Raw genomic sequence first — 24,125 nt, forward strand, 5'->3', positions numbered from 1 at the left:
TCGGTATCGGGACGAGAAACAACCTAGGGGCGATATACGATTGAGATCCTTACTGTGCTACTCGGACAATTTCCCCGACTTCGTTTGCGTAACCTAGTGCGTAGGCGAGTTCCCCTTGCGTTTGCGCGTGCAGGCGTAGCAATGTTTGGCCGCGTGCGACCTCATCGCCCAGCCGCACATGCATGCTGATGCCGGCGGCCAGGCTCTGCGGTGCTCCCGCCAGTTTGGCCAGTCGAGCGAGCTTGCGGTTGTCGATGTGCACGACTCGCCCTGCGTGCGCCGCGATCAGTGGTTCGACATACTCGGCGACGGGGGGCTGACGCAAGCCGCCTTGGGCTGCGCAAATGCGCTGGAATTTCTCCCATGCGCGACCGCTGTCGATCGTCTCCAAAGCCAGCCGCATGCCATCTCCTTCAGTTGCAGCCCCAGCCAATTCCAGCACTGCGCCCGCGACCGAGGCAGCGCGTTCACGCAAGTCCATGGGAGCGTCATCATCGCGATGCAGCACCGCCAGCACATCCTGTGCTTCCAGGGCGGGCCCGATGCCGCACCCCACTGGCTGATTGCCATCGCTGAAGATGCAGCGCAGAACCAGCCCGAATTGCGCAGCGGTCTCGGCCAGGCGGGCAGCCAGGTGTTGTGCCGCTTCCTTGCTGCGTACTTTCGCGGTGGGGCCTACGGGAATGTCGATGACGACATGGGTCGCACCGGCAGATATCTTCTTGGACAGCACCGATGCGATCAACTGGCCTTCGGTGTCGATGTCCAGTTCGCGCTCGATGCGCACGAAAATGTCGTCGGCGGGTGACAGGTGCATGGCCCCGCCCCAGGCGAGGCATCCGCCTTCGGTCTCGACCACGCGCCTCAGCGCCGCGATGTCCAGGTCTACCGGCGTCAGCGTCTCCATGGTATCGGCCGTGCCTGCCGGCGAGGTAATCGCGCGCGAGGAGGTCTTGGGCATGACCAGTCCATTGGCGGCAGCGATCGCGACCACGATGGGCGTTGTCCGGTTGCCGGGCAGACCGCCGACACAATGCTTGTCTACCACGATGGGTGCGTTCCATTTCAGTGTTTCACCGACCTCAACCATGGCGCGCGTCAGGGACACGGTTTCTTGCGCGTCGAGCGGCAATACTGCTGTGGCCGTCAGGAAAGCAGACAAATGCACGTCGGTGTAGCGCCCCTGAACCACATCGTGCACGATGGCCGCGAGCTCCTCTGGACTCAGGCGTTGCCCATGGACGCGCCTGCGAATGCCGGCCAGCGATTCCAGCACTGGCGGATGCCGGACGACCACGCTATCGCCGTCTCCGATGTCCAGGGCCGTCCAGGCGGCTTCGGACAATGCGACCTGGCCGGTGGCGAGCAAGTCGCTGTCGATTTGGTACAGCAGGGCTTGCACCTCGCGGTCGCCTGCAACGATCAGCACCTGGGAGCGAGGTGCCAGACCTTCAGCGCGGCAGACGTGACAGTCGGTGCGCATGAGCGCGACAGGCTGGTGCTGGGCATGCAGGTACATGCGTACCGCCCGCAGGGGAGGCGGAGGTAGCCGTGCGCTCACAGCTCGAACTCCTGGCCTTGCAGCGGCACCGTGGCCTGCCAGTTGAGTTCGCGCTGGACACGTTCGCGCAGGCCTTCGGAGGCATCGGGCTCACCATGCACGATGAAGAGGCGTTTGGGTGCTTGCGCAAAGCCCGACAGCCATTGCACAAGCTCGTCGCTGTCCGCATGCGCTGAAAGCATCGGCAGTTCAGCCACTTCAGCGTTTACGGGGATCCACTGGCCGAACATCTTCACCTCGCGTGCGCCTTCAATCAGCTTGCGTCCGCGGGTGCCTGCGGCCTGGAAGCCGGAGAAGAGCAAGGTGTTGCGGTGATCTGGCGCGAAGGCGGCAATGTGATGCAGCACGCGGCCACCGGTGGCCATGCCGCTGGCCGACAGAATCACCTTGGGATAACGGTTGGCCGACAGCGCCTTGGACTCTTCGACTTCGCGCACGTAGGTGACGGCCGCACAGGCTTGCTCGAACTCGTGCTCCGCGAGCTTGTGCTCGCTCTTGTGCCGGTACAGCAGTTCGGTCGCACTGCTCGCCATGGGGCTGTCCAGGTACACGGGGACGTTGTTCAACCCGCCTTGTTGGCGCAGCAGCCACAGATCGTGGATCAAGGACTGGGCACGGCCGACCGCGAACGCCGGCACCACCACCGTACCGCCGCGTTGCACCGTGCGGGAGATCACTTCGCCAAGCGCCTTGACCGCGTCCGAGCGGTCATGGCGGCGATTACCGTAGGTGGATTCGATCACAATATAGTCGGCCGACGGCACCGCTTCGGGATCGTGCATGACCGTGTCGCCGTAGCGCCCCAAGTCGCCCGAGAAGACGATGCGCTGGCCATCGATATCGATCTGTGCCGTTGTGGCGCCCAGGATGTGGCCCGCGCGGCGCAGCGTGAGTCTGGCACCGCCGGGCAGTTCGACCTCACTGTGCAGCGCTACCGGATGGAAGTGCTTGAGCGCACGTTCGGCGTCTGGCACGGTGTACAGCGGCAAGGCCGGCTTGTGCTTGGAAAATCCCTTGCGGTTGGCGAAGTCAGCGTCCTTTTCCTGCAGCCAGGCACTGTCGAGGAGGATCAACTCGGCCACGTCGCGCGTGGGCTGGGTGCAGAAGATCTTGCCGCGGAATCCGTCCAGTATCAGTCGGGGCAGGTAGCCGCAATGGTCAAGATGGGCGTGAGTTAGCACCACTGCATCGATGTCGCGAGGCGACACGTCCAAGCGGCGCCAGTTGAGTTCACGCAGGTTCTTCAGCCCCTGGAACAGGCCACAGTCGATCAGGATGCGTGTGTCGCCACTGGTGAGCAGGTGCTTGGAGCCGGTAACGGTGCCGGATCCGCCTAGGCTGGTCAATGAAAGCATGGATTTTTCTTTCTATGTTGGAATGATGTGAATCAGGCTGCCGATGAGCCCGTGGCAACCGCCTCAGAACTGGCAGACGCTGATTGGTCGTCCGGGTTGCCCACGGCAGCCTGCGAGTTGTTCCAGCCCGTGACTTGCGCTGCGGCATAAATGGCACTCACCCAGGTGCATCGGTTGGCGATCAGCATGCCAGCGACGTCGAGTGTGCCGCCACGGTTGATGTAGCCGAGCGCCCGTGTCTTCGAGGGGCCCGCGTCGATCCGGCGCAACACGCCCAGCATGGGTTCCGGACGGGTGTGGCTCAGCAGCACGCGTGGCAGCTGCGGGGGAAAGAGACTCTCCAGGTCGGCATCGCCGAGCACGAAACCGGCTTCGATATCGTCGCGCGGCATGCGCAGCCGGCCGGGCTCGACCACCACGGTGACGCACGATGCCAGGCCATGGTGTGCCAGGCGCGCATGAGCCTTGAGGGCTTCCTCTAACTGGTAGGCACCGACCGCCACGAACTGCAGCTGCGCGGTGGCTGGGTCGCCGGCCACATGGGCCGCCCCGTGCGCGAGCAACGCCTGGGCCGCTTCGGCTGTGAAATGATTCGGCGTGTCGCGCTTGGACACCACGATGCAGGCCAATTGGCCCCGGCCGGCGTAGACCTCGCGCAGCGCGGCGGTCGCCGTGTTGGCATCGACCGGAAACAGCACCCGCGCGGTGTCCGACATCTCGCCCAGCAGTGTTTCTCCGATGGTGGGATCTTGGTGCGACTGCTCGTTCTTGCTGTTCTCCCAAGTGTGGGAGGTCACGATCAGCGGAACCGAGATCCAGCCCGGCGATTGGCCGAGCTCCTTCTGCCGGCGCGCGAAGATGATCTCCTGGCGCAGCATGCCCAGCATCTTGACCGCGAAGGCTTCGTAGCTGACGATCAAATTCAGCCCACCCTTGTTGCCGAGCGCGGCTCCCGCAACGGCCTCCTCGTTCAGCGCCGTGATCACCGCGCCGTCCAGCGATTCCGCAACGCCGGGCTCGGGCACGTTGACGCGGTGCTTGAGTAGCGCCAACGTGGTGCCCATCTTGTTGCTGGCGAGTTCGTCGGGGTTGCCGATGCGCACGCGCAGCTGTGGATTCGCCTGCACTAGCGCGACGAACCAGTGGTCCAGCGCGGCCATGGCGCAGCTCGATGCGCCCGCCGGCGCCCAGTTCGGCAGCGGCAAGTGAGGGTTCGCTGGACGGCGGTGGGCCATAGGGTGTCCGCTCTCGCGCGGGCGCCGGTTCCAATCGTGGTTCGTGAGCGCGGCGAGAGCCTCCTCCAGCTGGGCCTCCGGCACAAAAAGCGCCGCAGCGCTCGCATTGAAAACCGCTCGTACTTGTGCGTTCTCGCGCGGGTTGCCCGCTAGCGGCAGGTTGTGGGCGGCATTGGTAGCAGCGCCCGGAAAGCCGAAGCCTTTCTCCGTCTCGGCAATCACGTAGGGCAACTTGGCTGGATAGCGCCGGTCCGCTTGCGCTACGAATGCGCTCAATGCATCCTCGGCTTCGATGATGGCCCAGGCGATCGCCGCAGGATCGCGCCCATCGACAATGATGGGATCGAAGCCGTTGTGGCGCAGATCCTCGGCCAGCCAGCCAGCGCCGCCCTCCTGCACGATCTGGGTGCGTTGCTCGATGCGCCGGCCGTTGAGGACCATGACGGGGATGGCAAAGCCGCAGTCCTCGGCACGCCACCAGCGCGGCGCCCAGTCCGAGCCGCGCTGCTCCTCGAAGGCACCGTCGCTGAGGAAGGTGACCAGGCTTTCTCCCGGCAGTGGCGTATGCACATACTGCAGCTCGGCAAGCCCCAGGTAACCACCCTCGGAGATCGCGCCGGCCGTGTTCGGTCCGGCATGGCTGCCCAACGGCACCGCAGGCCGGCCCTGCTCATCGATGGCATAGGAGTAGAAATCCCCGATCAGCCGCGACAGGCCCGCCTCGCTGCGGTCGTAGCGGCCGCGTTGCGTAGCGGATACATCGCCGATCAAGGCATTCACCGCCTCGATGGCGGCCACGCAGTGGCCCTGTCCCATCACCCAGCCGCGTGTCGTTCCGGTCAACGCATTGGCCAGCAAGTAGCCCACGAAAGCCGGCACCATGTTCAGCGAGCCGCCGGTGTGGCCTTCAGGGGTGCGCTTGAAATCCTCGGGTTCCAGAGGGTTGCCGCTGCGGTCGATGCGCCGGGCATAGGTCATGTGGGCCACCACGCTCATGGCCGTGCAACTGACACGGTCGGCCGCACTCAACAGCGCATGGGCCGTGGCAACGTCTGCCACACGCATTTGTGTGACCAGTCGCTGCACCAGGGCCTGCATGCGTTCGATGGTTTCAGCGCGGTGGACGATGGGCCCGTAGCCGGACTGCCAGTCGGCAAGAGGGTTGGCCTGATGAGGGGGCATGTCGGTCTCCTTCAGATGTTGGGTATGCAGGGATCAGCCGCACGGATCGGTCTGACCGCTGAGCAGGGCTTGGGCGAACAATGGAGCCAAGGCAATCCGGTTGCTCGCATGCGGTACCGCGTCGGTGGACGTGATCCTGAAGAACAAGGGCGCCAGTTGTGTCCAGGCATCCTCTGCGAACAGCGCATGCACCACGACGCACTCAGGCCGACGCATCCCCTGCTCGACGAGCTTGTGCGCCGCCATGGCCAGCGTGCGCCCCGACGACGCGATGTCGTCCACCAAGACCGGGGTTCTGTCGCGCCAGGCGGACAGATCGGGGGCGTCAATGTCGACACTGCGATCACCATGGCGGGTCTTACGCAGCACGGCGTGCGGGACGCCGATGCGAGCCGCGATGGCGCCCACCCATTGCTCGCTCTCCTCGTCGGGACCGACGACCAAGGGCTTTTCGACGTGTTGCACGATCCAGTCGGCCAGCAACGGCGCGGCATGCAAAGCCTTGGTAGGAATGGTGTAAACCGCCGAGAGCGTGGGATGCCGGTGCAGATGCGGATCCACCGTGAGCAGCTTGTCGAATGTCGACGAGACCAAGCGTGCGAAAGACAGCGACGTCACGCTTTCCCCCTCCTGGAATCGCTTGTCCTGGCGCATATAGGCCAGATACGGCGCGACCAGGTTCACCTCGCTGGCGCCAAGCTCGCGCGCAGCATCAGCGGCGAACACCAGAGACAGGAATTGTGGATCGGGCCGGGCCAGCGTGCAGACCAGATCGACGGGACGCCCCAAGGGATCGCCATGCAGACGGACATAGCTCTCGCCATCGGGGAATCGGCGTATTTCGATGCCGCCGACCTCGCTGCCGCACGCCTGGGCGAGGCTATGGGCCAGTTCTTCATTACCGGGAAGGGCCAGGGTCAGTCGTCGCATGGGGTGCTCTCTTTCTTCATGAGCTGCTTTGGATCTCACATGGTGACGCTGCCTCAAATAGCCACGACTGGGCCAGGGCGCGCAACGTCGCTACGTACAGCATGCCGCCTGCCAGTGCCTCAGAAATACGGTACCGGCGCAGCGGTTCCACGCCAGCGACCAAGCCCTTGCCAATGAACAGCAGCAAGATGGCCAGTGTGGAGCCCAGGAAGCGATCGACCTGCATCAAAATCTCCGCCCCACGGTGATCGTTCCGTAGACTGGGATCTCTTGCTGTCCGCGAAATTCGCGTGTGCGGTAGTAGCGCGCGAACGCGATGCGCCAGTGATCATGCGTGAACGCGAGGCCATAGCCGATGTCGGCCACGAAGGGCCGCTTGTCGACACTGTGGCTGGACTGAAAGGTATTGCCGTCCAGCGTGATGTCGTGCAAAACCCAGCGGGCGTCAAGCGCAACGAACAGATGCCCGTTCCAGTTGCCGCCAGCGGTTTTTCTGACAGGCGAGGTATTTTCACCGGCTGGCCGCAGCGGCGCGGTACCGAGGTCATCGGGCAGGCGTATTCCGTAGCGAAGCTCTGCACCCGCGTTCGCGTAGGTGGCGAAGTTGCCCAGGCTGCCGCCCCAGTGGTGGGTGAAGTCCAATCCCCAACCGCCGGCAGTCTCTTGCCTGAATGCGCGAGTCCTGCGTTCGTGGATCAACTGCAGCACCGGTTCGTCGCGCAATTGATGCCCCCAGCCATTGAAGCGATCTACTCCAATGATGTCGTGCCACCAGTTCTGTGTTTGTCTGGCCAGGGAGGATGGCCCTACCACGCCAACGCGAATCTGCGAGGTACGAAGCGTATCTGCAAGCCTCGCGTTGTAGCCGAAACTCAGCATCAATGCGCCGGCGAAAGGCCGGTCATCCGCTATCAGATCACTGCGCGTCTTGTCGGTCGGGGTGTACATCATCTGCCCGAATCCGATAGTCATGTTCTGCTCGTCGAAACCCTCGGGCTGCAGCACTTCGAGAAAGCGATTCAGGCCGCGGACAAGTCGCGGAAGGCATGGGTCATCGATATAGTCGATCAGGTTTGGAGAGACCCAACTGACGAGAAACCCATTGGTGTACCCCCGGTCCTGACCAACGCCTCCGAACATGTCGTTGTCGATCCGCAGATTGAGCGTTCCGGTCGAGCGCAGCGGGTTGTCGCGCGGGCAGGACTGTTCCTGCGCAAAGGCATTTTCGGACGCGATGCTCAGCGACAGCAACAGTACGGCTGCGGCGCCAAGTCTCTGAACGAAGTGTTTGGGCTGGACTGCCGTCACGCTGCAGTGCCCACCCACTCCGGTTGGCTGGTTACAGCGGCTGATTGGGGCTGACGCACCAGCATGACAGGAACCGGTGCTATGCGGGCCACCTGCTCGGCGTCGCTGCCCATCAGCAGCCGGTCCACGCCGCGGCGGCCGTGCGTGCCCAGCACCACCAGATCGCAGCGCGCGGACAGGGCCTGTTGGGCGACCAGTACCGACACCCGCTCGCCCTTGCTCTCGACCAGCAAGGTTTCCACTGCCAAGCCTTGGCCGCGCAGGCGTGCGGCAGCGGCATCGAGCAGGGCCTGGCCGGCGGCCAGGAAGCCGGGGTGGACCTGTTCGATATAGACCTGCGGCCGTTCGAAGCCGTTGCAGTGCTTCAGCTCTTCGATTACGTGCAGCAGCACCACGGTCGCGCCGCTTAGGCGCGCCAGCGACGCGGCATGGTCCAAGGCCAGTTCGGCAGTGGTACTGCCGTCGAGCGGCACCAAGAGTCTGGAATACATGGGGGGTCTCTCAGGAAAAGGCAAGGGCCGTGGCGTCGAGCAGGCGCTGCGCATGGCAGGCCGCGATCCACTCCTCGTTGGTTGGCTCCACGGCCACGCGCACGCAGCTCGTGGCGGTGGAGATCAGGGGCGCGTCGGCCGCGTTGGCCGGTGCGTCGATGTCCACGCCCAGCCAGCCCAGCTCGGCGCAGATGCGCTGGCGCAGCACCGCGCTGTGCTCGCCGATGCCGGCCGTGAACACCAGCAGGTCCAGCCCGCCCAGCACGGCGCTGAGCGCGCCGATCTCGCGCACGATGCGGCGCACGTAGAGCTGCAGCGCCAGCGCAGCGCGCGGCTCGCCGGCCTCGCGGGCCAGCAGCACGCGCGGGTCGGACGAGAGGCCCGACACGCCCAGCAGGCCGCTCTCGTGGTACAGGATGTGGCCGACCTGTTCCAGCGTCAGCTTCTCCACCTCCATCAGGTAGAGCACCGCCCCCGGGTCTAGCGCGCCGGTGCGCGTGCCCATCATCAGGCCGTCCAGCGCCGAGAAGCCCATGGTCGTGGCCTGACTCGCCAGCCCGCGCATCGCGCACAGGCTGGCGCCCGAACCGAGGTGGGCGACGAGGGTGCGGCCCTGCGCGGCCTCGCCATGGCGCTCGGCCAGCGTGACGGCCATGTATTCATAGGACAGGCCGTGGAAGCCGTAGCGGCGCAGGCCACGCTCCGTGAGCGCATGCGGCAGCGGCAGCAACTGCTCGACCGGCGGCAGCGTGTGGTGGAAGGCCGTGTCGAAGCAGGCGATCTGCGGCAGCTCGGGCCGCTCGCGCAGCAGGATCGCGATGGCCTCCAGCGCAAAGGGCTGGTGCAGCGGCGCCAGCGGGACCAGCGCCTTCAGGTCGGCCAGCACCTGGGCACCGACGCGCGTCGGCGCGACGTATTTGGCGCCGCCGTGCACCACGCGGTGGGCGACGGCCGCGATGGGGCGGCCGTCCAGCCAGCGCAGGACCGCGTCGCGGATGATCTGCAGCGCCACGGCATAGGGGTGCTCGGTGCCCAGGTCCACCGAGTGCACCGGCAGCGTGCTGGCGCCGAAATCGGGGCTGGGCCCGCCGATGCCCTGCACCTTGCCGTTCCAGGCCGGCCGGCGCCCGCCGCCGGTGGTCTCGAACACGCCGAACTTGATGCTCGATGAGCCGCAGTTCAGCACCACGATGTAGGCCGGCGTGCTCATTGCGGGTTGCCCTGGAAGTGATGGGCCAGCAGCACCGCGACCGCGCAGGAGGCGATGCGCGTCTCGCGGCTGTCGGCGCGGCTGGTCAACACGATGGGCAGCTTGGCGCCCAGCACGATGCCGGCCGTGGCGGCATCGCCCATGTATTCGAGCTGCTTGGCCAGCATGTTGCCGCTCTCCAGATCGGGTACGACCAGCACGTCGGCCTGGCCGGCCACCGGCGAGACGATGCCCTTGGTGCGGGCGGCCGCGGCCGACACGGCGTTGTCGAAGGCCAGCGGGCCGTCCAGCACCGCGCCGGTGATCTGGCCGCGGTCGGCCATCTTGCACAGCGCGGCGGCGTCCAGCGTGGCCGGCATGGCCGGGTTCACCGTCTCCACGGCCGCGAGGATGGCGACGCGCGGTTCGGCCACGCCGATGGCATGCGCCAGCGTGATGGCATTGCGGATGATGTCGGCCTTGTGCTCCAGCGTGGGCGCGATGTTGATCGCGGCGTCGCTGATGATGAAGGGGCGCGGGTAGGCCGGCGTCTGCATCAGGAAGCAATGCGACAGCCGGCGCTTGGTGCGCAGCCCGGCGGCCGGCACCAGTACGGCGCTGACCAGTTCGTCGGTGTGCAGGCTGCCCTTCATCAGCGCCTGCACCGCGCCCTGGCCGCCCAGCTCGGTGGCGCGTGCGGCGGCGGCGTGGCTGTGCGGCACGTCCTCGATCTCGATGCCGGCCAGGCTCAGCCCGGCCTCGGCGGCCACCGCTTCCAGCCGGGCGCGCGGCCCCACCAGCACCGGCTCGATCAGGCCGGCCGCGCGCGCGTCCAACGCGCCGCCCAGGCTCAGGGCATCGCAGGGGTGGACCACGGCCACTCGGATCGGGCCCAGGGGTTTGACGTGGTCCAGCAGGCGCGGCAGGCCGCTGGCCGCCAGCAGCCGCACCTCGGGCAGGGTGGTGGCCGGGCGCTCGATCTTCTGCTCGGGCGCCTGCACCAGGGCCTCGCCCTCGATCGCGGCTTGGCCATCCTGGTTCACGCAACGGCACGCCAACGTGACGCGACGCCTGGCCTCGTCCTTGGCGCTGACGGTGACGCTGATCGTGAGTCGGTCGCCCACGCGCACCGGCGCGCGGAATTTCAGTGTCTGGCTCAGATAGACGGTGCCGGGGCCGGGCAACCGCGTGCCGAGCACGGCCGAGATCAGCGCGCCGCCCCACATGCCATGGGCGATGACGCCGTGGAACTGGGAGGCGGCGGCGTATTCGGCATCGAGGTGGGCGGGGTTCACGTCACCCGACATCACGGCGAACAACGCGATGTCCTGCTGCGTCAGCTGGCGCTCGATGCTGGCGCTGTCACCGATCTGCAATTCATCGAAGGTGCGGTTGCGCAGGATCCCGATGGGTTGTATGTCACTCATGTGTAGCTTTTCTTTTTGACCCGCGGCGATGGGCGAGTTGTCTTGGTGGGGGGCTGGTGAACCGGCGTGGCCGGTGCTGATGCTTCGGCTTCGGTATTTGTCGCAGTTGCAGCCGCGATTGCGGTCGCAAGGGCGTCGAGTACCAGTGCCAGCGCCTGTTCGCCCTGGTCTGTCAGCCCTCCGCCGCTGCTGTGCACCAGCTGCTCAATGAAGCGCGCCGTCGCCTGCAGCGTCCTGGCGGGCGTGCCGCGCAGCATGGCCGGCAGCGCGTCGACGATGGCCGGGCCGTGGTAGAGCACGATCAGCGCCTGCTCGCGCAGCACGCGGCGATGCTCCGACGTGTCGATGACGTGATCGCTGACGTTTTCATGCAGCAGCCGCGCGGCCTCGTGGCGCAAGCGCTCGTCCATCTCCCCGCAATGGCCGAAGATGTAGAACAGTGCGCGCAATGCGGCCTCTGGCAGGCCGCCGACATGCAGTTGCTGCTGCAGATAGGACTCGACCTGTCGGATAAAGGCGCGGTGCTCGGGCGATTCGCCCGGGTGCGGACGCACGGGGGCGGCGGCGTCGCCGCCGGTCAGCGCTTGCAGCCACGGCGAGCCGTACAGCGTCTCGAAGGCGATGCGCCAGCCTTCGTCACGCTGCGTGCGGTAGGCGTCTAGCGCCCGTTCGATCGCCAGCGAAACCTGCTCCTGCCACTGCACAAAGGGGTTGTCCGGCGTCACCGGCACGCGCTGCGTGCGCGCGCTGTCGGCCAGCGCCTGCACGCGGGGCGCCAGCGGGTGCGAGCTGGACCAGTGCGCGAAGCTGACGCGCATCGGGTGCAGGGTCTGCAGCGCCTGCGCCAGCTGTGGCGTGGCCCAGGCCCTCACCCAGGGCTGCAGCAGGCTGCGGTACAGCGCCAGGTTGATCTCGGAGACGCGCGCGGCGGCGGCGAAGCGGCGCTCGGAGGCGGCGTCGGGCTGCACGATGGCGCGCACCTCGTCAATGCTGCTGCGGCGTATCCCCAGCAGATGCGGGTCCTGCAGCAAAGAGCCGGGTGGCGTGTCCTTGACCGTTGCGTGGAAGATGCCGGCCGGCAGCAGCTCGATCTGCTCGATGGCGCTGGCGAACTTGCGGTGCTCCTTGTCGCCCACCGCGCCTGACACGAAGATGCCCAGGTGGCCAATGCTGTCGTGTGTGGCATAGACGATGGTCTGGTCGTGGCCCAGCAGGTCGCGGTCGTCCCGGTACAGGTCAGTGATCCAGCCCAGCGCCTGCGCCGGCGGCGTGATGTTGTCGCCATAAGAGCAGAACACCAGGATGGGCGAGCGGATGTTGCGCAGGTCGATGCGGACGCCGTCCGAGGTCAGTAACTGCGCGGTGGACAGCTTGTTGCCGATGAATAGGTTGTCGACGATGTACTGCATCTCGACATCGTTGAGGAACACATAGCCGCCCCAGTATTTCTCGAATTCCAGGTAGCGGCGCCCCTCGGTGTCGGCGTTCGCGTAGAGGTGGTAATGCTTTTTCCACAGCGTGTTGGCCGGGTCCAGGTTCTCGAAGTTCTGCACCATCCAGGCGCCATCGAAGCGGCCCGCGCCCAGGTCGCCGCCCAGCGCGGTCAGCCAGCTACCGCCAGTCAGCCCGCCGCCATAGCGCATCGGGTTGTCGCCGGCCCAGTAGGACAGCGGCGCGCCGGCCACGATGATGGGACCGAACAGTTCGGGCCAGACCGCCGCCGTCATCAGAATCTGCCAGCCGGCCTGGCAGTTAGCGACCACGGCCGGCTTGCCGGCGCTGTCTGGATGCAACTCGGCCACCTTGCGCAGAAAGGCCGCCTCGGCGCGCATCACGTCTTCCACCGTCTGGCCGGGCACCGGGTCCGGCGCAAAGCCGACGAAGTAGCAGGGATGGCCGGCCTGCAGCGCCGCACCCACCTCGCTCTTGGCTTTGAAGCCGCCGATGCCGGGGCCCTGGCCCGCGCGCGGATCGACCACGACGAAGGGGCGCATGCCCTCACCAGTGGGCTGCCCCTCGGGCGGCAGGATGCGCACCAAGCCGTAGTTCACCGGGCGCGGCAGCTCCGCGCCGGACATGACCGGCTCGAACGCGAAGTGCAGCACATGCGGTACGTCCATGCCGCGCTGGGCCTGATACTGGTCGCCAACCTCACGCTCAATGTCGGCGACCAGCAGCGCCCGCTGCCAGGCGTCAGCGGCATAGGCACAGGCGGCTTGGGCCAGCGGCGAGAACGGGGCTGGCGCGCCAAAACCGAAGGGTGGCGCACCCGCCATGGCGGTGTCATCGGATGGGGTCATGGTGTGGCTCGGTCGGGGGAAAAGGCAGGTGTTCTCAGGCCATGTACTGGCCACCGTTCATCGAGACGTTGCTGCCGGTCATGAAGGCTGCGGCCTCGCTGGCGATGAAGGAGACGAGCGCGGCGATTTCGGCGGGCTGGCCCAGGCGGCCGACGGGGATGCCGGCGACGATCTGCTGCAGTACGTCCGGCGGCACGGCCGTCACCATCTTGGTGGCGAGGTAGCCCGGCGACACCGTGTTGACCGTCACACCCTTGCGCGCCACCTCCTGGGCCAATGCCTTGGTGAAGCCATGCATGCCGGCCTTGGCCGCCGAGTAGTTGGTCTGGCCGAACTGGCCCTTGAGCCCATTGATCGATGAGATGTTGATGACGCGCCCCCAGCCGCGCTCCAGCATGCCGTCGAGAAAGGGCTTGGTGACGTGGAAGACCGAGTCGAGGTTGGTGCGCAACACGGCGTCCCAGCCGTCCTTGCCCAGCTTGCGCAGCGTCGCGTCGCGGGTGATGCCCGCGTTATTGACCACGATGTCGACCTGGTGGCCGTCGGCGGCGATGCGCGCGGCCATGCGCTGGCAGGATTCCCAGTCGGCCACGTCGGCCGCGTAGGCCTGGAATGCGTAGGCCTCGGCCTGCTGCGCGGCCAGCCAGTCGGCTGCGGCGCCCTCGTCGCGCGTGTGGGTCAGCAGCACGCGGTGGCCCGCGTCGTGCAGGCTGCGCGCGATGGCCTCGCCGAGGCCGCCCATGCCGCCGGTGACCAGTGCGGTGCGCTGTTGTTGTGTCATTGGATCACTCCTTCCGAGCCGCTGCGGTCGTGCCTTGCTGCGGTAGCAGCCTGGCCCAGGGTTTGAGCCAATCGGGCATGGCGGCGGCGACCGTCTGCGACTCCGCGCTGCGGTGGGTTACGGTGCTCAGCCAGAAGACCAGCGCTTGCTGCACGCCGCTGGCAAAGGCGGACTGGTTCTGCACGGCCTGCTGACCGAGCGTCTGGCTTTCGGCTAGGTGCCGCTGCACGGCGGCCGGCAAGGATTCGGTCGGCAGGCGGGTCAGGGCCTGCCAGTCCGCTGCGCCCTGCAGCCCGTTGATGCCGGCCTTGGCATCGGCCAGGCCTTGCGCGGCGCCGCGCTGCAAGAGCTCCAGGTTGCGCTGCGCGTTTTCCAGCAGCAGGCGGCCGAACTCAAGCTGCAACTCGGCGTTGGCCTTGCAAAGGTTCAGGGCAAAGGTCTCGTGACTCATGGGATATCCAATTCAACAGGAATGACGGTGAAAGGAACTCAGGCCATCTGCGTGATGGTCTTGCGAAAGCGCGCCAGCGACAGCGCGAACAGCACACCGCCGATGGCCAGCAGCGCCAGGAACTGCGGCCACACCACGGACAACCCTGCGCCTCGATACAAGATAGCCTGGGCCATGCTGACGAAGTGGGTGGTGGGTGCCAGCAGCATGATGTCTTGCACCATCTGCGGCATGGATTCGCGCGGCGTGGAGCCGCCCGACAGCAGTTGCAGAGGCACCACCGTGAGCACCAGCAGCAGACCGAACTGCGGCATGCTGCGCGCCACGGTGGCCATGAAGATGCCCATGGCCGTGGTGGCGAACAAGCTCAGTGCCGAGCCGGCGAGGAACAGCGCCACGCTGCCTTCGATGGGCACCTGCAGCCAGCCACGCACCACCAGGTTCAGCGACACCCCGGCCGCCAGCAGCACCACAGCCCCCATGGACCAGACCTTGGCCAGCATGATCTCGGTGGGCGTCACGGGCATCACCAACAGATGCTCGATGGTGCCGTGCTCACGCTCGCGCAGCAGCGCCGCGCCGGTGAGGATGATGGACAGCATGGTCACTTTGTTGATGATCTGCATCACCCCGCCGAACCAGGTCTTGTTCAGCGTTGGATTGAAGCGCGCACGCACTTCCAGGTCCACCGGGGAGCTGCTGGCCGCGCGGTGGCGCTGGGTGAATTCGTTGATTTCGGCGCTCACGATTTGCTGCACGTAGCCGCCACCCGAGAAGGCTTGGCTCATGCGTGTGGCATCCACGTTGAGCTGCAGCTCCACCTTCTTGCCAGCCAGCACGTCGCGCTGAAAGCCCGGCGGGATGGTCAGCGCGAAGGTGGTGGTTCCAGCGTCCATCGCCGGGTCCACCTGCGCGAAGTTCATCATCTGCGGCGGCATGAAATGGGGCGGGTAAAACGCCGAGGCAATGCGTGTGGACAGCGGCGACTGATCTTCGTCGACGATGGCGATCGGAGCCTTGTGCAGCGTCTCGGGCATGGCCGAGGCCGCGGTGTAGACCGACAGCGTGAAGGTGTAGACGATGAGCACAAGCATGACCGGGTCGCGCCACAGGCTCCACAGCTCTTTGACGCCCAGGCGCCAGATGTTTTTCAGATGGTGCGCCATGGCTACTTTTCCTGTTTGGGGAGCGCCCAGATGGCGATACCGATGATCACGGGAATGGCGATCAGCATGGGCCCGAAGGAGCTGCTCAGGTCATGCCAGCCCAGCGCCTTGCTGAAGACGCCGCGGCTGATGGTCACCATGTGGGTGGCGGGGTAGATCTCGCCGATCCAGCGGCCCGCGCCTTCCAGCGAGGACACCGGGTCCGTCAGGCCGGAGAACTGCGTGGCCGGGATCAAGGTGCCCAGCATGGCGAAGAACATGGCGGCGATCTGGCTTCGCGTGACGGCAGAGGCCAGCAGCCCCATGCCGGTGGCAATGATGGTGAACAGCAGGGCCGCCAGCGTGAGCGTGACGAAGCTGCCCGTCATCGGCACCCCGAACGCGAATACCGCCAGGGCGCACATCAGCAGGTAGTTCAGCATCGCCAGCGCGACATAGGGCAGTTGCTTGCCGAGCAGGAACTCGACGCGGGTGACCGGCGTGACGTATAGGTTGACGATGGAGCCCAGCTCCTTCTCGCGCACCACAGCCAGCGCGGTGAGCATGGCCGGGAACATCAGCAGCAGCATCGGAATCACCGCCGGCACCATGGCCGGCAAGCTCTTCACATCCGGGTTGTAGCGGTAGCGAGTTTCGATGCTGACCTGACTGCTGACCTCCTGGCCGGTACGCTCGCGCACTTGCTCGCTCAGCCACAGCTGGTGCATGCCTTGCACATAGCCCTTGACCGTTTCTGCGCGCGAAGGCATGGCGCCGTCGAACCACGCGCCGATGGCGGTGGAGCGGCCGCTGAGCACGTCGCGGCCGAAGCCGGGCGGGATCTCGATGGCCACTGCGATCTTGCCGGCGCGCATGCGCCGGTCCAGGTCCTCGTACGAGGTCAGCGGCGCCTGCTCGATGAAGTAGCGCGAGCCCGACAGGCCCTGCGTGTACCCCTGGCTCAGGGTGCTCTGGTCGCGGTCGAGCACGGCGAAGGTCAGGTCCTCCACGTCCATGCTGATGCCGTAGCCGATCACGATCATCAGCACCAGCGAGCCCACCAGGGCCAGCGCGGCGCGCACCGGGTCGCGCTGTAGCTCCAGCGCTTCACGCCACAGGTAGCTCCACAGGCGCTGCAGGCTGAAGCCCGGAGCGTGAGCGCGTTGCTCTAAAACAGGAGCAGCTTGCGCTTGCTGAGCAACGTTTTCAGGTATTTTTGTATCTGAAACTATTACTATATCTGCGATTGGTGCTCCTGTTTTATTGTTCAGTACAGGCGCCGCTTCGCCAGAGGCTTCGACCAGATAGCCAATGAAGGCTTCTTCGAGTGTGGCAGCGCCGCGCTTTTCGACCAGCTTGGCGGGCGTGTCGGAGTCGAGCACCTTGCCCGCGTGCATCATGGACATGCGGTCACAACGCTCGGCCTCGTTCATGAAGTGGGTGGAGATGAAGATCGTTACCTGGTCGCGGCGCGACAGCTCCACCAGCAGGCGCCAGAACTGGTCACGTGCGATCGGGTCCACGCCGGACGTGGGCTCGTCCAGAATCAGCAACTCGGGCTTGTGCACCATGGCCACGGCCAGCGACAGGCGCTGGCGCAGGCCCAGCGGCAGCTTGTCGGGCAGGTCATGGCGCTCTTCGCGCAGGCCAAAGCGCTCCAGCATTTCCTCGACGCGCGCGGAGATCTCGGCCGCCGGCACGTCGAACAACTGGGCGTGCAGCACCAGGTTCTGCAACACCGTCAGCTCGCCGTACAGCGAAAAGCCCTGCGACATATAGCCCACGCGGCGGCGCGTGGCGATGTCGCCGGAGTCCACCTCGTGGCCGAACAACGAGGCCCGGCCTTCGCTGGCAGGCATCAGGCCGGTCAGCATCTTCATCGTGGTGGATTTGCCGCAGCCGTTGGAGCCGAGAAAGCCGAAGATCTCGCCGCGCCGGATCCGGAAGTTGACATGGTCCACGGCGACGAAGTCGCCAAAACGCATGGTCAAGTCCTGCGCCTCGATGGCGATGTCGTCCGCTCGGGTCTGCAGCGGGGGAATCACCACGGCGGCGTGGCCGCGTTTCTTGTCTTCAGGCAGCAAGGCGATGAAGGCCGCCTCCAGCGATTCGGTCTGGGTGCGCGTCAGCAGTTCCGCAGGCGTGCCCGTGGCCAGGACCTGGCCATCGTCCATAGCCACCAGCCAGTCAAAGCGCTGGGCCTCGTCCATATAGGCCGTGGCCACCAGCACGCTCATCTGCGGGCGAGTGGCGCGGATGCGGTTGATCAGGTCCCAGAATTGCGCGCGCGCCAACGGGTCCACGCCGGTGGTGGGCTCGTCCAGGATCAGCAGGTCGGGGTCGTGTATCAGCGCGCAGCACAGGCCGAGCTTTTGCTTCATGCCGCCCGAGAGTTTGCCCGCAGGGCGGCTCAGGAATTTCTTCAGGCCCGTGCTCTGCGTCAGGTCATCGATGCGCCGGCGGCGCTCGGTCGCGTCATGCCCGAACAGGCGCGCAAAGAACTGCAGGTTCTCCTCGACCGACAAGGTCGGGTAGAGGTTCTTGCCCAGGCCCTGCGGCATGTAGGCAATGCGCGGGCACACGGCGTTGCGGTGCCTGCGGCGGGCCATGTCGCCGCCCAGCGCGAGCACCTGCCCGTGCTGCACGGCACGCGCCCCCGCCACGAGCGACAGCAGGCTGGACTTGCCGACGCCGTCGGGGCCGATGAGGCCCACCATGCCGCCCGCGGGGATGTCCAGCGTGATGCCGCGCAGCGCTTCGGTCTTGCCGTAGTGCTGGCGCACATCATGCAGGGAGATGACCGGGGTTGAATCAGTTGCAGAGACCATGAAGCCTAGCCCTGTGTCGCGCCGTTAAGGCGCAAGCTTGGTTTGCAAATGGGCCGGCCACGCGCTGTGCGGGTCAAGCTTGATCCACGCCTCGCCAGGCAGGCCCGTCTTGACCTGCTCCAGATGCTTTTGCAGCAGCTCAGGCGCTATGCGCGCCTTCACGCGGAACATGAGCTTCTGGCGCTCGCTCGCGGTTTCCACTGTCTTGGGCGTGAACTGGGCCGTGCTCGACACGAAGGACACTTCGGCAGGAATCACGAACTGGGGCGCGGCATCGAGCACGATGCGCACCTCGGTGCCCAGCGCCACGCGGCCGGCCGCGGTTTCGGGCAAGAAGAAGCTCATGTAGACGTCGGACAGGTCCACCAGGTTTAGCACCTTGCCGCCAGCGCCGAGTACTTCGCCGGGCTGGGCCAGGCGGAACTGCACGCGGCCATCGCGCGGCGCTTTCAGCTGGCTATCGTCGATTTCGGCCTGGATGCGCTCCAGCGTGGCATCGATGGCCTGCACCTGGGACTGTGCGCTCGTGACCTGCGTGCGTGCGGCGGCGACGGCGGCATCGGCCGAGTCGGCCTGCGCCTGAACGGAGGCAATCGCGGCTTCAGCGCTGCGTGCGCGAGCCCGGTCGTCGTCCAGCGTCTGCGCCGAGGCAGCGCCTTCCTTCGTCAAGGTCTCCGAACGTGCCAGCCTGCGCTTGGCGGCGTCAAGATCGGCCTCCGCCTGGCGTATCCGGGCGAGCTGGGCCGTCTTGTCGCTCAGGCGCATGGTCACCTGGGCCTGCGCACTGGCGACGGCGGCCAGGGTCTGCTGGCGCTGAGCCTGGGCTTCGCGCAGTTGCGCGTTCAGCGTTTGCACCTGCATGGTGGCCAGCATCTGCCCGGCTTTCACGAAGGCGCCTTCGCCGACCAGGATGCTATCGACGCGACCCGCCAGCTTGGTCGCCACATCGACCTCGGTGGCCTCGATGCGGCCGTTGCCGCTCAGGAAGGCGTCGTTGTCCTGACCGTCCTTGTATTTCTGCCAGGCGTACCAGCCACATGCGGCCAGCGCGACTGCAATGCCGACGGTAATGAGTTTCTTCTTCAATGCGTTGTCCATGGTATTCAGTGAGTGATGGGGGCTGCGGCAGAGGCAGGAACAGTGGGAGATGCCAGCAGTGGCGCGTCAGGCAGCGCTTGTGCGCCGCCGCCCAGCGCGCGGTACAGGGCGACCTGGCTGGCCAGCAGCGCGCGGCGGGTTTGCACCAGTTGCTGCGCGGCGGAGATCAGCGAGCGCTCGGCATCGAGTACGTCCAGAAAGCTGGTGGCGCCGTTGTCGTAGGCCAGGCGCGACAGGCGGGCGCGTTCCTGCTGCACGGTCAACGCCTCGCCCTGGACCTGCACCTGCTTGGCGAGCCAGCGGCGTGCCGACAGCGCGTCGGCCACTTCGCGGAAGGCGGTCTGCACCGCCTGCTCGTACTGCGCCACGGCCAGATTGCGGCGCACTTCGGCCAGGTCGAGGTTGGCCTGATTTCGGCCGCCGTCAAAGATCGGTAGGGAAAGGCTGGGCGCGAAACTCCACGCGCGGTTGGCCCCTTTGAACAGGCCATCGAGCTCGTTAGAGGCCGTACCGCCGAAGGCCGTCAGCCGGATGCTAGGGAAAAAGGCCGCACGAGCAGCGCCGATCTGAGCGTTGGCAGAGCGCAACTGGTGTTCGGCCGCGACGATGTCGGGACGCTGCAACAGCAACTCCGATGGCAGTCCCACCTGTAGCGGTGGCAACTGCCATGCCGCTTCGGCCTGGGCCGGAGCCGGAGCCGGCATCGGCGGCAGTTCGGCTGGGCTGCCCAGCAGCAAGTCCAGAGCATGAGCCTGCTGGTCGCGCTGCTGCTGAATCTGGACGACCAGCGAATCCGCCTGCGTGACCAGGGTCTGCACCTGCGTCAGCTCCAGCCGCGAGGCAGAGCCGACATCGAAGCGGCGCGTGAAGATGCGCAGGGACTCACGTTGGCTGGCCGCGCTCCCTTGCGCCAGGCGCAGGCGTTCATCCAGCTCACGCAGGCCAAGGTAAGTATCGGCCACCTGTGCGATCAGGCTTAGCGTGGTGGCGCGGCGGGCCGCGTCCGTGGCCAGGAAGCTTTGCTTGGCAGCCTCACTCAGGCTGGCGATGCGGCCCCAGAAGTCGATCTCCCAGTTGCTGATGCCCAGACCGGCCTGGAGTTGGCTGCCTGTGACGGCGCTGCCGGTGAGACTCAGGTCGGCAGGGGTGCGCGCGCGAGCAGCCTCGGCGGAAAGACCAAGCGTGGGGTAGCGCGCGCTGCGCTGCACGCCGTACGCGGCCTGCGCCTCCTGCACGCGCAGCACGGCGACTCGCTGGTCATGGTTGTGCGCCAGCGCCTGCTCGATCAGCCGCTGCAGCGCCGGGTCGGTGAAGTAGCCGCGCCAGTCGAGCGCGGCGGCATCGGCACCAGTGGCCGCCAGCCCGGCACCGTACTGTGCGGGCAGCGGCGCGGCCGGGCGCTCGTAAGAAGGTGCCATCGAGGCACAACCGGCCAGCAGCAGAGCGCCGGCCAAAGGGAGGAGTCGGGATATCAGCATGCGTTCAACCGAGGATGTGGTAGCCGGCGTCCACGTAGAGCGTGCTGCCGGTGATGGCCTTGGCTCCATCGCCGGCCAGAAAAGTACACAGTGCACCGATTTCGTCAATGTCCACCAGACGGCGCAGCGGTGCGCGCTGCACAGCCTCTTGCAACAGCGTATCGAAATCGGGGATGCCCGAGGCCGCGCGCGTGGCCAGCGGGCCGGGCGAGATGGCATTGACACGGATGCCCTTGGGGCCCAGTTCGGCTGCCAGGTAGCGCGTGCTGGCCTCCAGCGCGGCCTTCACCGGCCCCATGAGGCCGTAGCCCGGGATCACTTCCTCCGCGCCCACATAGCTCATGGTCATCAGGCTGCCTCCACGCGGCATCAGCGGCTCTGCCAGATGTGCCATGCGTGCGAATGAATGGCAGGAAATGTCCATGGCGCGCGCGAAGCCCTCGCGCGAGCTGTCGGCCACGCGGCCGTGCAGATCGCTCTTGGGGGCGAACGCGATGGAGTGCAACACGAAATCCAGCTGGCCCCAGCGCTGTGCGATGGCGTCGAACACGGCCTCCATCTGGCCGGGTTGCTCCACGTCCAGTGGCAGCGTGATAGCGGCCTGCAGTTTCTGCGCCAAGGGCTCGACATGCGGGCGGGCCTTGTCGTTGAACCAGGTGAGGGCCAGTTCGACGCCGGCATCGCGCAGGGCGCGTGCGCAGCCCCAGGCGATGCTCTGGTCGTTGGCGATGCCGACCACCAGGCCCTTCTTGCCTTGCAATGAGTTAGTCATTTACTTTTCCAGAACATAGCTGCCGGGTGCATCAGCGATCGCGGGATAAGCACTGCTGCCCAGGCGCGGCGGCTTGACTGGCTCGCCCGAGTGCGCGGCCAGCCATTGCTGCCAAGCCGGCCACCACGAGCCCTGCACGGTGGGTGCGGCGGCCAGCCAGTCGTCGGGCGCCAGATAGGTGCCACCGGCCTCGCGCGTCAGCCCCTGGTAATGGCGCTTGGACGTGGGCACCGGCGGGTTCACGATGCCGGCGTTGTGGCCGCCGCTGGTCAGCACGAAAGTGATCTCGGCCGGACTGAGAAAGTGCAGTTTGTGCACCGAGCGCCAGGGCGCGACATGGTCCGTGGCAGTGCCCACCATGAAAGTCGGCAGCGTCAGGCTGCCCAGCGACACGGGCCGGCCACCGACCGGGTAGCGGCCTTCGCTCAAGTCGTCGTTCAGGAACAGCCGGCGCAGGTACTGCGAATGCATGGTCGCCGGCATCCGCGTGGCGTCGGCGTTCCAGGCCATCAGGTCGTTGAAGCCGCTCCGCTCGCCGAGCAGATAGTCGTTCACCAGACGCGACCACAGCAGGTCGTAGGAGCGCAACATCTGGAACGCGCCGGCCATCTGGCTGGCCTTCAGATAGCCGGTCTTCGCCATCTGCGCTTCGAGCATGCTGACCTGGCTCTCGTCGATGAACAGGGCCAGCTCGCCGGGCTCGCTGAAGTCGGTCTGCGCGGCAAAGTAGCTGGTGCTGGCCAGGCGCGTATCGCCGTCGCGGGCCATGGCGGCGGCCGCGATGGCCAACAGCGTGCCACCCAGGCAGTAGCCGGTGGCATGTACCTTGCGCTTGGGAACGATGGCGTTGACGGCATCCAGCGCGGCGTGGAAGCCGTCGCGCAGGTAGTCGTCCATGCCGAGATCGCGCTCTGCCTCGCCGGGGTTCTTCCAGGAAATGCAGAACACCGTGTGGCCCTGGTCCACGAGGTACTTCACCAGCGAGTTCTGCGGCGACAGATCGAGGATGTAGTACTTCATGATCCAGGCCGGCACCAGCAGCACCGGCTCGGGGTGCACGGTGGCGGTGGCGGGCGCGTACTGGATCAGCTCCATCACGCGGTTGCGCAGCACCACCTGGCCGGGCGTGACAGCGACATCGCGGCCGACCGTGAAGCCGGTCTCCTGCGCGGTGCCGGTGGCGGCCTGCCGCAAATCCTCGGCCAGGTGCTGCGCGCCGCGCACAAGATTGGCGCCGAGTTCCTCGGCCGTCCGGTGCAGCACCAGCGGGTTGGTGGGCAATTGGTTGCCGGGTGAAAAAACATCCAGATACTGGCGCGCCCAGAACGCCACCATGTTCTCGTGGTGCGGATCAACGCCCCGCACGCCATGGGTCGCAGCATCCCACCACTGCTGCGTCAGCAGGAAGGACTGCTGCCAGAGACAGAACGGCCACTTGCGCCACGCCGGGTCAGCGAAACGGCGGTCTTGTGCTGGCGGCTCCACCAGATTTTGCTCATGACCAGGTACGGCCTGCAAGCGCTCGCGCATGTACTGGCCCAGCGCCTGGGCTTGCGTGGCGGCCAGTTGCGCCAGCGCTATCTGCTTGCCGGGTGCAGTGGCCAGGTGCACGGCCCAATCCTGCCAAGCCAACAACGCAGAGGCCGGCGAGAGTCCGCTGGAGGCCCGAGCCAGCTGGGCGTGGGCCTGCGTGTCGAGACGATCCGCCAGCGTCGCGCCTGGCAATGAGGATGTGGTTGTAGAGGTCATGAGTAGGATCTTGGGGCTTTCCCGGAGGATGAATTTGACATATATCAATCGATCATCTTTTAAATACCGACTGGCCGGTCAGTAGTATACTGTTGCATGTCCACGATGACAACGCGAACAGTCGCCGGGGTAAGGCGTCGGCTTCTTCTTGCCTAGCACACACCACCATGATCAAAAACGATATCTCGGCAGCATCGCCCGGCGTCAGCGAGCCATGCCCGCCGCGCCGGCGCCTGCCTGCAGTCACTCGCGTCACGCAGATCCTCGACGCAGCGCTGCATGTGTTCTCCGACAAGGGCTTCGCATCCGCACGCCTGGACGACATCGCCGCGGCCGCGGGTCTGTCCAAAGGCGGCGTCTACACGCATTTCTCCAGCAAGGAGGATATCTTCGGCGCACTGCTCAAGCGCCTAATCCAGCCTGTGCCGGCCGCCCCCGAGCCTTTGGCGGACGACGAACCCGTGACCGTGGACCTTCTGGTGAGTCGCGTTGTGGAGCCGATGTACCAATCCTTCGGCGATCCCTCGGTGCTGCAGGCCGTGCGCTTGCTGCTGGCTGACGGTTCGCGCGCGCCGCAGGCCTTCGGTCAATGGCACCAGACCATGTTTGAGCCGCACATCGCCGATGTGGCGTGCCTGCTCCAGCGTGGCGTCCAACAGGGCACGCTGCGCAACAGTGCCATCACGCGTGAGCCGCGTCTGATCCTGTCGCCCGGCATACATGCCATGCTCGACTGCGTGGTCCGCGGCGCGGCGGCCCCTGATGCGATGAGCGCATGGGAACGCCTTCACGTAGCGATGCTACGGGAGTTGCTGACGCCATAACGCGGCTTTGTCGCTCGGGGC

The 24,125-nt window shown here is 66.3% G+C and carries 19 protein-coding genes; 1 reads left to right on the top strand and 18 read right to left on the bottom strand.

The genetic code is table 11. The features are described 5' to 3' along the window. Positions 1-49 precede the first annotated feature (49 nt). From ACE3SS_RS03495 to ACE3SS_RS03580, 18 genes are read right to left on the bottom strand one after another with little or no spacing between them, the layout of a single operon-like run. The gene (locus ACE3SS_RS03495) at positions 50-1,561 is read right to left on the bottom strand and encodes a thymidine phosphorylase family protein (protein ID WP_374591423.1); all 1,512 of its coding nucleotides are present in this window, start codon (positions 1,559-1,561) and stop codon (positions 50-52) included. Then, a complete protein-coding gene (locus ACE3SS_RS03500) occupies positions 1,558-2,916 on the bottom strand; it encodes an MBL fold metallo-hydrolase (protein ID WP_324590852.1) in 1,359 nt (452 codons plus the stop codon). Before ACE3SS_RS03500 ends, ACE3SS_RS03495 begins: the two co-directional genes overlap by 4 nt. 32 nt (positions 2,917-2,948) lie before the next feature. After that, complete coding sequence (locus ACE3SS_RS03505) at positions 2,949-5,333, bottom strand: xylulose 5-phosphate 3-epimerase (RefSeq protein WP_374591426.1); 2,385 nt, start codon at positions 5,331-5,333, stop codon at positions 2,949-2,951. 33 nt (positions 5,334-5,366) lie between these two features. Next, entirely contained in the window at positions 5,367-6,263 is an 897-nt protein-coding gene (locus tag ACE3SS_RS03510; RefSeq protein WP_295382698.1) for a ribose-phosphate pyrophosphokinase, read from the bottom strand. A 16-nt stretch (positions 6,264-6,279) separates the two neighbouring features. Further along, a complete protein-coding gene (locus ACE3SS_RS03515) occupies positions 6,280-6,489 on the bottom strand; it encodes a sodium/glutamate symporter (RefSeq protein WP_295382699.1) in 210 nt (69 codons plus the stop codon). Beyond that, on the bottom strand, positions 6,489-7,571 hold the full coding sequence (locus tag ACE3SS_RS03520; RefSeq protein WP_374591428.1) for a lipid A deacylase LpxR family protein: 1,083 nt from the start codon (positions 7,569-7,571) through the stop codon (positions 6,489-6,491). Before ACE3SS_RS03520 ends, ACE3SS_RS03515 begins: the two co-directional genes overlap by 1 nt. After that, complete coding sequence (locus tag ACE3SS_RS03525) at positions 7,568-8,062, bottom strand: universal stress protein (RefSeq protein ID WP_295382701.1); 495 nt, start codon at positions 8,060-8,062, stop codon at positions 7,568-7,570. The genes ACE3SS_RS03520 and ACE3SS_RS03525 overlap by 4 nt, the downstream gene beginning before the upstream one ends. Before the next feature lie 10 nt (positions 8,063-8,072). Then, positions 8,073-9,272, bottom strand: coding sequence for an acetate/propionate family kinase (locus ACE3SS_RS03530; protein ID WP_295382702.1), 1,200 nt, complete (start codon positions 9,270-9,272; stop codon positions 8,073-8,075). Continuing rightward, positions 9,269-10,678, bottom strand: coding sequence for a bifunctional enoyl-CoA hydratase/phosphate acetyltransferase (locus ACE3SS_RS03535; protein WP_374591430.1), 1,410 nt, complete (start codon positions 10,676-10,678; stop codon positions 9,269-9,271). The genes ACE3SS_RS03530 and ACE3SS_RS03535 overlap by 4 nt, the downstream gene beginning before the upstream one ends. Further along, on the bottom strand, positions 10,675-12,954 hold the full coding sequence (locus ACE3SS_RS03540; protein ID WP_275054837.1) for a DUF3141 domain-containing protein: 2,280 nt from the start codon (positions 12,952-12,954) through the stop codon (positions 10,675-10,677). Before ACE3SS_RS03540 ends, ACE3SS_RS03535 begins: the two co-directional genes overlap by 4 nt. 58 nt (positions 12,955-13,012) lie before the next feature. After that, on the bottom strand, positions 13,013-13,759 hold the full coding sequence (phbB, locus tag ACE3SS_RS03545) for an acetoacetyl-CoA reductase (protein WP_276706196.1): 747 nt from the start codon (positions 13,757-13,759) through the stop codon (positions 13,013-13,015). Positions 13,760-13,763: 4 nt separating this feature from the next. Next, complete coding sequence (locus ACE3SS_RS03550) at positions 13,764-14,210, bottom strand: hypothetical protein (protein WP_275052757.1); 447 nt, start codon at positions 14,208-14,210, stop codon at positions 13,764-13,766. A 38-nt stretch (positions 14,211-14,248) separates the two neighbouring features. Next, on the bottom strand, positions 14,249-15,376 hold the full coding sequence (locus ACE3SS_RS03555; protein WP_298428456.1) for an ABC transporter permease: 1,128 nt from the start codon (positions 15,374-15,376) through the stop codon (positions 14,249-14,251). Positions 15,377-15,378: 2 nt separating this feature from the next. Continuing rightward, entirely contained in the window at positions 15,379-18,183 is a 2,805-nt protein-coding gene (gene rbbA, locus ACE3SS_RS03560; protein ID WP_298428454.1) for a ribosome-associated ATPase/putative transporter RbbA, read from the bottom strand. Between the two features lie 24 nt (positions 18,184-18,207). Beyond that, positions 18,208-19,281, bottom strand: a complete 1,074-nt coding sequence (locus tag ACE3SS_RS03565) for an HlyD family secretion protein (RefSeq protein ID WP_276706189.1) — start codon at positions 19,279-19,281, stop codon at positions 18,208-18,210. Positions 19,282-19,286: 5 nt separating this feature from the next. Then, positions 19,287-20,759, bottom strand: coding sequence for an efflux transporter outer membrane subunit (locus ACE3SS_RS03570; protein ID WP_298428451.1), 1,473 nt, complete (start codon positions 20,757-20,759; stop codon positions 19,287-19,289). 4 nt (positions 20,760-20,763) lie between these two features. Then, positions 20,764-21,531 (bottom strand): enoyl-ACP reductase FabI, encoded by a 768-nt coding sequence (gene fabI / locus ACE3SS_RS03575; RefSeq protein ID WP_276706186.1) that lies wholly within the window; start codon positions 21,529-21,531, stop codon positions 20,764-20,766. Then, a complete protein-coding gene (locus tag ACE3SS_RS03580; RefSeq protein ID WP_374591434.1) occupies positions 21,532-23,280 on the bottom strand; it encodes a PHA/PHB synthase family protein in 1,749 nt (582 codons plus the stop codon). It abuts the gene before it with no gap. A gap of 167 nt (positions 23,281-23,447) precedes the next feature. Here ACE3SS_RS03580 and ACE3SS_RS03585 point away from each other — a divergent pair, with 167 nt between their 5' ends. Beyond that, positions 23,448-24,104: a TetR/AcrR family transcriptional regulator gene (locus ACE3SS_RS03585; RefSeq protein WP_298428445.1), complete on the top strand. Its 657-nt coding sequence runs from the start codon at positions 23,448-23,450 to the stop codon at positions 24,102-24,104. Positions 24,105-24,125 lie beyond the last annotated feature (21 nt).

Origin of the sequence: Aquabacterium sp. (assembly GCF_041915145.1) — a bacterium.
GTDB lineage: Bacteria > Pseudomonadota > Gammaproteobacteria > Burkholderiales > Burkholderiaceae_C > Aquabacterium.